Raw genomic sequence first — 2,369 nt, forward strand, 5'->3', positions numbered from 1 at the left:
ACATTGATAACAAAACATAGAATTTTTTATTGAATCTCCCCTTCGATGAATTTTCTAGATTAGTATGTGATTATTTTTTGAAAAAATTCACACGTAACAATCATTACATACCCAAAGATTAATTATATATATATCTTTCATATTACCTCCTTGTAAATCAGAGATTTAGCATCAAATTTCCAGTAAAAATTTTCATTTCCTAAAATTGTATTCTTTTGTATCAGCTTACAAAACTGGTATTGTGACATAGCTTTGTTCTTTAAAAATAGTTATACTTTCCCCCTCCCCAAGAAATCTAACTAATTAATTTCCAGTTTTGTTTTAAGTTATGTATTTGCAAATATTGGATTTTTCCAATCATTTTCTATAATAAATCTTTCATCTCTTATATCTTCAATAATATTTATTTGAAGCATTTTCTTCTTTCTAAATCCCCTTATACACCTAAAAAAATATAATTGCATCAAATTAAATGCTATTATTATAAACATTAACACTGTTTCTACGCCCGTAGGGCTATGAAGAAAGCAATGATCTAAATGCCACTCTGTTTTCAATTGATGAAATGCATTGTTTTCTATATCCCATCTTTTATGCATTACCTTCCATAATGTTTCTACTGATGTGATTTTATCTGTAGTTATGATCCATCCTTCTTTGATTTCTATTTTATCTCCATTATGAATTTCTTCTGCAAACTTTATGAATCTTACCTTTATATCTGAATTAGACATTTCAAAACCATCTTCATCCCAGGATTTAATTTTTCTATACTTATTGCCTTTTTTCTTTATAATCCACTCTTTATCTGCCTCACGGCATTTAAAAAGTGCTAACGCATCTTTTACAATATGAAGTCTTTCATCTTTGACCCTTACTACTGCATTCATACCTAAAGAGAGTACTTCTTTTATCCAAGTTGTTTTACAGTATAATGCATCAGCGACTATAATATCTGCAAAATGATGATATTTTTTATATAGTTTTCTAATTAGTCGTTTGGCACCTGTGGTTTCACCTTCATCTTTATTTGAACTATCGTTTTTAGGCTCAAGCATTTCTTGACCTAAAATAATATGTGGATCAGAACCTACAGTTGAACACACTACTGACCTATGAAAATAATGGGTAGTGCCATCTTTATGTTCTCTAGAAAGACATTTATTACAACTCTTTTTAGTGCTTTCAAATAATTCTACACCATCTATAGCTGCTACCTTTAAACCATCTATCGTACCTTTTCTAAATACTTTATTTTTTATAGCAGTTTTCACTATATGACTATTAATATCTCTCAATCCATTCAGGTCAAAATCACTCAAACATCGCCTAACAGTATCAATTTGTGGCATCTTAGTTTTTTTAGGTAATACTTTTTTAAATTTACCTTTTTTAAGCCAATGTTTTAATCTGTTAAAACTTCTTATTTGAAGCATAAATCCAAATAATACTGTAAAAGTGATTGTTGAAATTTCTATTGTAGATTTTGTTCTTTTATCATTTAGGGTATTGATTTTTTCACCAATATCATATACCTTATTAATATAGGTGAGTAATTGTTTTAAATAACTTTTGCTCATTCTATCAGCATCCTTTTTTTTGGTTTCGTAGCAAAACTATTATAAAAAGGATGCTTTTATTTTGCAAGTTTTTTACATATAATTTCCAGCAAAAAACGGAATTTATTAATTTCTAACTTATCTTAATTTAACCTTATAAATCTAAGGGCTTCCGCCCACTAAAATTTTTTAGATGCGAAACTTCTGTCAAAATTACAGAGATTTAGCATCAAATTTCCAGTAAAAAATTTCATTTCCTAAAATTGTATTCTGTTGTATCCGCTTACAAAACTGGTATTGTAACATAGCTTTATTCTTTAAAAATAGATATACTTTCCCCCTCCCCAAGAAATCCAACTAATTAATTTCCAGTTTTGTTTTAAGTTATGTATTTGAAAATATTGGATTATTCCAATCATTTTCTATAATAAATCTTTCATCTCTTATATCTTCAATAATATTTATTTGAAGCATTTTCTTTTTTCTAAATCCCCTTATACACCTAAAAAAATATAATTGCATCAAATTAAATGCTATTATTATAAACATTAACACTGTTTCTACGCCCGTAGGGCTATGAAGAAAGCAATGATCTAAATGCCACTTTATTTTCAATTGATAAAATGCATTGTTTTTTATATCAATTCTTTATCTGCCTCACGGCATTTAAAAAGTGCTAACGCATCTTTTACAATATGAAGTCTTTCATCTTTGACCCTTACTACTGCATTCATACCTAAAGAGAGTACTTCTTTTATCCAAGTTGTTTTACAGTATAATAATCAACGACTATAATATCTGCAAAATGAT

Annotated in this window: 1 protein-coding gene; it reads right to left on the reverse strand. The window is 28.0% G+C overall.

Annotated elements, in window-relative coordinates; all coding sequences use genetic code 11:
* Window positions 1-326: 326 nt before the first annotated feature.
* Window positions 327-1,580: a transposase gene (locus tag VJ881_09755; GenBank protein ID HKL76337.1), complete on the reverse strand. Its 1,254-nt coding sequence runs from the start codon at window positions 1,578-1,580 to the stop codon at window positions 327-329.
* Window positions 1,581-2,369 lie beyond the last annotated feature (789 nt).

This window comes from Halanaerobiales bacterium, from assembly GCA_035270125.1.
Taxonomy (GTDB): domain Bacteria; phylum Bacillota; class Halanaerobiia; order Halanaerobiales; family DATFIM01; genus DATFIM01.

Excerpts from the sequence above, each read along its gene's own strand:
- VJ881_09755 (HKL76337.1), bottom strand. The coding sequence starts at position 1,580 with ATGAGCAAAAGTTATTTAAAACAATTACTCACCTATATTAATAAGGTA.